The 7783-nt window shown below is 41.8% G+C and carries 5 protein-coding genes and 1 pseudogene; 2 read left to right on the top strand and 4 right to left on the bottom strand.

All coding sequences use genetic code 11. From position 1 onward, the window contains the following. Positions 1 to 382 (bottom strand): annotated as a pseudogene (locus IM473_RS19615) (IS630 family transposase); the annotation flags it as partial. 166 nt (positions 383 to 548) lie between these two features. Between IM473_RS19615 and IM473_RS19610 the strand changes: the two are divergent. Further along, positions 549 to 1775, top strand: coding sequence for an ISL3 family transposase (locus IM473_RS19610; RefSeq protein WP_287659128.1), 1227 nt, complete (start codon positions 549 to 551; stop codon positions 1773 to 1775). 183 nt (positions 1776 to 1958) lie between these two features. Here IM473_RS19610 and IM473_RS19605 read toward each other — a convergent pair whose 3' ends face one another. From IM473_RS19605 to IM473_RS19595, 3 genes are all read right to left on the bottom strand, one after another. Further along, on the bottom strand, positions 1959 to 2774 hold the full coding sequence (locus IM473_RS19605) for a mechanosensitive ion channel family protein (protein WP_287659127.1): 816 nt from the start codon (positions 2772 to 2774) through the stop codon (positions 1959 to 1961). 174 nt (positions 2775 to 2948) lie between these two features. After that, positions 2949 to 4118, bottom strand: coding sequence for an HhoA/HhoB/HtrA family serine endopeptidase (locus IM473_RS19600; RefSeq protein WP_287659126.1), 1170 nt, complete (start codon positions 4116 to 4118; stop codon positions 2949 to 2951). Between the two features lie 287 nt (positions 4119 to 4405). Continuing rightward, complete coding sequence (locus IM473_RS19595; protein WP_287659125.1) at positions 4406 to 5074, bottom strand: hypothetical protein; 669 nt, start codon at positions 5072 to 5074, stop codon at positions 4406 to 4408. Between the two features lie 208 nt (positions 5075 to 5282). Between IM473_RS19595 and IM473_RS19590 the strand changes: the two genes are divergently transcribed. Then, positions 5283 to 7403, top strand: a complete 2121-nt coding sequence (locus IM473_RS19590; protein ID WP_287659124.1) for a serine/threonine-protein kinase — start codon at positions 5283 to 5285, stop codon at positions 7401 to 7403. Positions 7404 to 7783: the final 380 nt, after the last annotated feature.

Here is a 7783-nt window from a genome sequence, read left to right as displayed (position 1 = left end):
TTAAAAGATGGTAAAGTTTACTTCTTAAGTTATCAAGGGAGTTAAAATTGCTCCATGCCAACAAGTTTTTCAAATATAGCCAAACTCTCTCAATGGGATTTACTTCTGGACAATAGGGAGGTTGATAAAATAGGATAATATTATCAGGGATTTCTAGGTCGGTCGCAGTATGTGCGGGAGCATTATCTAATTGAATAATATGTAATTCCTCAGGAAAAGCTTGGGAAAAAAGTGTTAAATATTGATTAAAACATTCGCCATCTAAATGGGAGAACTCATAGAAAAAGCTGCCACCTGTTCGAGGCTCTATTAAACCATAAAGCCAGAGATATTGAAAATTATACTGAAAATTACCGAGAGGCTTTATGCCTTTAATTGTTATGGCTCTTCCGAACTTGTCATGTAAAATTAAAGAAAAAACAGACAATTATTGCTGACCAATAAAAACAATAATTTATCTTTAAAAGCTGACTATGCTTGCAATACAGCAATTTATTGGTTAAAATATAGACAGCCAAGACCAGCAATTTTAGAAACAAGCTATACTTATGCCATCAAATCCACAATTAAAGTTAATGACCGAGCTACTTCACCTAGAAGGAGTTGTCGTTACCAATTATCAAATTATTACCGATATAGGAATTGTTTTACATTTAGAAAATATGTCAAGAGAAAGCCAGTGCATTCATTGTGGAAGTAAAACGGAAAAAGTTCATCAAAACAATGAATTAACAATCCGAGATTTACCCTTTGGAGAACAGGCATTATATCTGAGAATCAATCGTCGTCAGATGAGATGCGAGAAATGTGGGAAAAAATTCACAGAAGAACTAAATTATTTGCCGAAGAAAAGAACCTACACAGACAGATTTAGAAAAAAAATAGTGGCCGAAGTCCTGAATAGTGATCTCAAAAATACGGCAGAAAGAAATGGAGTAAGCGAAGGAGAAATAGAAACGATGCTCAAAGACTTAGGAGAAGACTTAATAACCGCAAAACCTCAAGGTCTAAAAAAACTAGGAATAGATGAAATAGCCATGATAAAGGGAAAAGGAAATTACTATGCTGTGTTAGTAAATATAGACACAGGAAAAATTGTAGGCTTAGTGGAAAAAAGAACAGAAGAAGCATTAACAGAATATCTAAAACACTGGGGAGAAGAGGTTTTGAGCCAAATAGAGGAAGTAAGTATAGACCTGTGGATAGGGTATAAAAATGTGGCAGAAAAACTAATGCCTCAAGCTCAAATAGTAGGGGATAGATTCCCTGTAATGAAACAAGTAAATAACGAGCTAGATGAAGCCAGAAAGGAGGTAAAAAGAGAGGCAGCTAAGATAAAAAATAAGAAAAATAAAGAAAATATCTTAGCAGGAATAGCCAAGAGCAAATATGCCTTATTAAAGAATGAAGGAGACTTAGTAGAGAAAGAAAGGAAAAAATTGGAAGAAGTATATAAAGTGTCTCCAAAACTTGGGGAAATGCACAAATTAAAAGAGGAATTTAGAGAAGTATTTGAGAAAAATACGGAGGGGAATGAGGGATTATTTGCCTTGAGTGATTGGCTCAAAAAGGCGATGGCTTACTTTCCTAAAAGCTGCCAGACAATTCGGCGGTGGATTGACGAAATAACTGCCTATTTTGATAACCGAACAACCCAGGGAACAGTGGAAGGAATTAACAATAAACTGAAGGTGATTAAAAGGAGAGGCTATGGATTTAGAAACTTTAAAAACTTTAGTCTTAGATGTTTATTAAATTGGCATTTTGCTAGTTGATTTTACATGGTAAGTTCGGAAGAACCTACTAAATCCTGTTGAAAAAGTATAGGAGAGTGGGGAGTGGGAAGTGGGTCTTTAAACTTGGATTGGGACTTAATCGCACAAAAACGGATTTGGTATCAGGTTATACTTTATTTTGATCAGAAAAGCTGTATATAACTGGTCTTCGCTTAACCCGGTCTATTGATTGTGTAAAACCGTGTGGGTAGCAGGAATAGGATAGCCCGCTTCACCGAAGGATTCATAGATAACCTTATTAGTGTCAAAATAGACCTGCCAATAGTTATCGTTACTGCAATAGGGACGTACTGCTAAGAGAAGTCCGGAGGGATTAAATTCTAAAATTTCCACATCGGGAGCGGGATCAGTCAAAACATTGGGGATACGGCTAATTTTATCCTTTAACAGAGCGATCGCTTCTGGGACATTTACCCCGTGACTTAATTGAGCGGTCAACTCCACACGACGATAGGGATTAGCGGAAAAATTTTGAATATTCCCAGAAAAAATGCTGTTATTGCCGACTACAGTTTGAATGTTGTCAGGAGTGTTAATAGTAGTGGCAAATAAACCCAATTCCTCCACCGTGCCAGTTATACCTCCCGCAGAGACAAAATCGCCCACCTTGAAGGGACGGAACATAACTAAAAAAGCCCCGGCGGCAAAATTGGCCAACAGCCCCCCCCAGGCAGCCCCGATCGCAATACCAGTAGCGGCTAAAAGTGCGGCAAAAGAAGTGGTTTCAACGCCAAAAAAGCCCAAAATCGCCACGATCAGGACAACTTGCAGGACAATGAGGATGAAAGAAATGATATATCTAATGATGGTAGGATCGACGTTGCCCTTGGCCAAACTGGTTTTGAGCAGATTAACCGCTAGATTAATCAACCATTTACCGATAAACCAGAGTAGGATCGCCCCGATTAATTTCGCCCCGAAGCTGATCGCTAAATTCCTGATAAAGTACATTTGATTGCTAACTTGAGCAGGATCCATAGTTATTATCCTCGCAAAGAAATAAAGCTAATTTACACACAGATTATAGGGGCGAGAGGAAAAACCGAGAACGCTCTCAAGGAAAAAAACCGATTTGGTGATGGGGAGTATTTTCAGTGAACTGAAAACTTACATCTGATAACTGATAACTGATAACTGATAACTGATTACTGATTACTGATTCGACATTTGGGCGGTGATTACGGTGAGATCGATCGCCCTTTCGCTCCTTCTGATTCTTAGGGGTAAAGATTGACCAATCCCGGTTTTTTCCACCATTTCCTGTAACTCAGTGCCATCGCTAACCGGTTGATTATTAGCTTTGACAATCACATCCCCGCGACGGATACCGGCTTTTTCGGCGGGGGTATTGGGTAGGACTTTCACCACCAAAATTCCCGACACTTCCGGCACGATCATGGGAGAATTGGGGTTTTGATTATTAGCCCGGGCTAAATCGGGAGTTAGATTAACCATCTGCACACCGATATAGGGATGGGCCACCTTTTGACCTGCTTCTAGGGTTGCTTGTAACTGCTTGGCCCGGTCGATGGGAATGGCAAAACCGATGCCCATGGCATCGGCACGAATCGCCGTATTGATGCCGATGACTTCTCCTTGGGCGTTGAGTAAAGGACCGCCGGAATTGCCCGGGTTAATAGCGGCATCGGTTTGGATAAAATCAATGCGTTTATCGGGAATACCCGCCTTAGCCGCCGAGCGCCCGATCGTGCTAATAATTCCTAAAGTTACCGTATTATCTAGACCGACGGGATTGCCTACTGCGATCGCCCAGTCCCCCACTTGTATGGATGAGGAATTGCCGAGGACGGCTACAGGTAATTTTTCCCTTTGGGGATTAATTTTCACCACGGCTAAATCAGTGATCTCATCAGTACCGCGTACTTCTCCTTTGAAGCTACGACCATCTTTTAAAGTTACCGTTACCTTATCGGCATTATCGACCACATGGGCATTAGTTAAGATTAAACCACTGCCATCGATAATAAAACCCGATCCCTGGCCCGCCACTCGCTGCTGGGTGGGAACACGAAACTGTTCTCCAAAAAACTCCTGAAAAAAAGGATCATCAAAAAAGGGGCTATTGGAACGAGTAATGATCGCTTCGGTGTCAATTCGCACCACTGCCGCACCCGTGCGGGCCACTGCCTTAGCGACAAAACTTTCCGCCGTCATCTCCGGGGAAATTCTGGCCACGTCGGCGGCAGTGCTGGGCAGATTTTGAGCATTTACCGCCGCTAAACTGCTAAAACCGAGCATAACTCCTAGAAAAGTTGCCAAAGCGTGGGTAATAGTTCGCCGTAACCCTGTAGGAAGTTTCATACTTTGATCTCTGATTCTGATGTTTTAACTGTTTCTGTCTATCGGTTGACAGACCGACTATTAAAAATCTAACAGATCGATCGCTCCGATTAAATCCGGAAATAAGCTAAGACGTATTTAAATCGCTTATTTTTAGATTAGCCGAATCTCCCCCAATCCCTTTACTGTTGCCTCTTGCCTCTTGCCTCTTGCCTCATCTCAACAGGCAATTTAAATTACGAACAGTTTAACCAATGAGTTGACACCAAATCCGTCTGCTGGCGGATTTGGTCATGGTTGGCCGTTCACTAATCTTTGATCACTAGGGGCGATTGCAGGGTAATATTTAAATCTCGATCGGGGTTAACAGAGTATAACTGCGCGGAACTACCACCGACAATTCCCGCCGTCGGTAAACCCCATCCTGCAAGGGTTCCCACGGCTGCCCCCGCTAAGACATCGAGAACTTCAATCTTGCGATCGCCTGTGAGAGCAGCAATCGCTGTGGCTGCCCCCGCACCGGCGACGGTTCCCGCTAAGATATCTTGAGTTTTTGCCCCTTTACGCACGGTTTCAGTGGTAGTAATTAATCGGGAAGTAGCATTGAGGGGAATGGTGCGATTGCCCCCATCGAGGGCAATTTCATCGGCAATAAAGCGCACACCTCGGCCCGCCGCTTCTAAAGTACCCTTGACTTCACTTCCCGCTGCAATCACCACACTCCCATTCCGGTCACGAATATCTCTGGCTACGGTTAAAGTCAGAGGAATAACATCACTTTTAGAAACTAAAATTTTATCGGCTTTCTCGTAATTCAAAGGGATAACTGTTCCGGCCGGAATCGAGATTTGTTGGGCGATGAGACGTGGCCGATTAATATTACTTTGAGCGAGGACGGGAAAAGTACCGGACATGGAACCCATGAGCAGAGTAATCAGTAAAGCTGTGCCGGCTCTAGTAACAGGATTGATAGACATAGCGGTTATCCTCTCAAAAAACAACAGTGAACTTTCTCTGTTTCTAGATTATTTTTTTTTGCCTGTCATGTCAGTCCCCTCCACAGGGAATTTTTTCCCTCTCTATAGGGAAAAAAGTGGAATAGGGGAATTTCCCCATTTTGTCCATCGACCGCAAAAGAGAGCCGAAAAGCCTAGAATAGTAAAAAACCTCGGATTGCCATCGTCTATGGAACTCGCTGCCGGAAAAATCCTTAGTCATCGCTACCAAATTATCCGTCAATTGGGAAAAGGGGGATTCGGACAGACTTTCTTGGCCTGCGATCGCCAGTTACCCAATCAAAATCGCTGTGTGATCAAACAATTTCAACCCCAGTGCCGGAATGCCGAAACTGTAGCCATCGCTAGACGACTCTTTGAAACCGAGGCGAAAATCCTGCAAGAATTGGGCATTCATCGTCATATTCCCCGTTTATTTGCTTATTTTGAGGAAAATGGGCAATTTTTCCTCGTGCAAGAATACATTGAAGGGGAAGATTTAGCCACAGAAATTACTGCCGGTGTCTATAGACAAAATGAAGAGAAAGTAGTGGCTTTATTAACAGAAATTCTCTCAATTCTCGAATTTGTCCATCACAAACAGGTGATCCATCGCGATGTTAATCCCTTCAATCTTATTCGTCGCAGCCAAGATGATCAATTGGTTTTAATTGATTTTGGTGCTGTCAAACAAATTAGCACGCAAGTAGTTAAAGAAGGTAAAACCATTTCTACGGTCGCTATCGGTACCCCCGGTTATTTCCCCAGTGAACAGGCCCAAGGTTATCCGCGTTTTAGTAGCGATATCTATGCCACTGGTATTATTGGATTACAAGCTTTGACCGGTAAAGCTCCCGAAGATATTCCATTGGATTCTCGCACGGGGGAAATTCTCTGGCAACATTTGGCCATGACTAGCCCAGAGTTTAGCTATATTATTGATCGGATGATCCGCTATGATTTTCGTCAGCGTTATACCAGTGCCAGTGAAGCATTAATCGCTCTGAGAAAATTAGGTAAAATTCATCATCTCGATCCGAAAACTACCTATGTGAAACCTCAAGGTCGGGTTGCTCGTCAAGGGAAATCTTGGCTAACAAAAATCTTGTTTGTCTCTGGGACAATTGGTTTAATAGCTGGTGCTTATCTGGGTTTTGATTATTGGCAAAATTCTCGTAATTCTCTTAGTTACTATCAACAAGGTCAGACTTTTTATCAACTCAAACGTTATACAGATGCCCTTAATTCCTATGGTCAAGCCTTAAAAATTAATCCCGATTATCTTGAGGCATTGCAAGGACAAGCCGATGCTTTATTAGCTTTAAAAAGATACTCGGAAGCTTTAAATACCTACGAAAAAGCTATTCAAATTAACCCGGATTCCGCTTGGCAAGCTTGGCTCGGTCGCGGGGAAGCTTTAGATAAATTAGGCAAAAATCAGGAGGCTTTAGAAAGTTTTGAGCGGGTCTTATCTCTTAATCCTGCCGCTAGTCAAGCTTGGCAAGGTAAAGCCGATATCTATCTAGAACTGCAACAATATTCCGCCGCCCAAAAAGCTCTTGAAAAATTGTTAACTTTTCAAAAAAATGATGCCAAAATATGGTATAAAAAAGGCTGGTCATTACAAAATCTTGAGGATTATGAAGGGGCAGTTAAAGCCTACGATCAGGCTCTAGCGATCGAATCGGATAATGCCTTAATTTGGTATCAAAAAGGTAATAGTTTGTATCAATTAAATAAAATTAATGATGCTTTAGAAAGTTATAGCAAAGCCGGACAATTTAATCCCCAATTTTCCCAAGCTCACTATAGTCAAGGGATTATTCTGCAAAAATTAGGTCGCAATTCAGAAGCTTTGGAGGCATTTACTCAAGCAACTAAAGCCAATTCTAATTATTATCAAGCTTGGTTAAATCAAGGGGCATTACTTCATCAAATGGAAAGATTTCAAGAAGCGATCGCATCCTACGAAAAAGCTCGCCGCATTTCTTCCCAAAAAGCCGAAGTTTTTATCGGTATCGGTAACGCTTGCTATCGTTTAGGCGACAATTCTCAAGCCATAAATGCCTATCAACAGGCGATTCAAAGACAAAAAGATAACCCCGAAACCTGGAAAAGTTTAGGCAATAGTTGGTTTAAACTCGGTCAATACGAGCGAGCGATTCAAGCTTATCAAGAATCACTTCGTTATCGTTCCAATGACCAAGAAGTGCAAACACAAAAACAACTGGCAGAAACTCGCTGGCAAGAACTTCAGCAATCTCCCCAAAACCAAACCCCCAAAGTCGATAGGGAGGAACAGGTTCCCTAACTTCCGCTCTTTTTACCGCTATTTCTCGGCAATAATTCCCGTCCTTGATAAAACTGTTTTTTCAGTTCTCCCAAGTGCCAATAAGCTCCCACCATATCTTTTTGTCTCCCGTTTCGTCTATAATCACCATTATTTCTTACCCATCGACCAGATTTAGAATTAATTTTAATCTTCTATTTCTCACTTCTTCTACTGACCAGGGTGCCTCGGTTAAATTGTAGTCTAAATTATCTAATTGTCGGATCTTAAAAGTCATAACTCTAGTTTTCCTGCGAGGCTTTCCTTTAATTTTAGGGGATTAGCTGACCGACAGCCAAACTGACGCTAAAATAGTCTTTGCTGTCCGGGGTTGTTGCTTGCTCCTGACGGTGGTTGTAACC

Origin of the sequence: Microcystis sp. M015S2, from assembly GCF_020245945.1 — a bacterium.
In the GTDB taxonomy this organism is placed as follows: domain Bacteria; phylum Cyanobacteriota; class Cyanobacteriia; order Cyanobacteriales; family Microcystaceae; genus Microcystis.
This window is presented reverse-complemented; position numbering and strand designations above follow the sequence as displayed.

Excerpts from the sequence above, each read along its gene's own strand:
- IM473_RS19610 (WP_287659128.1), top strand. The coding sequence starts at position 549 with ATGCCATCAAATCCACAATTAAAGTTAATGACCGAGCTACTTCACCTA.
- IM473_RS19605 (WP_287659127.1), bottom strand. The coding sequence starts at position 2,774 with ATGGATCCTGCTCAAGTTAGCAATCAAATGTACTTTATCAGGAATTTA.
- IM473_RS19600 (WP_287659126.1), bottom strand. The coding sequence starts at position 4,118 with ATGAAACTTCCTACAGGGTTACGGCGAACTATTACCCACGCTTTGGCA.
- IM473_RS19595 (WP_287659125.1), bottom strand. The coding sequence starts at position 5,074 with ATGTCTATCAATCCTGTTACTAGAGCCGGCACAGCTTTACTGATTACT.
- IM473_RS19590 (WP_287659124.1), top strand. The coding sequence starts at position 5,283 with ATGGAACTCGCTGCCGGAAAAATCCTTAGTCATCGCTACCAAATTATC.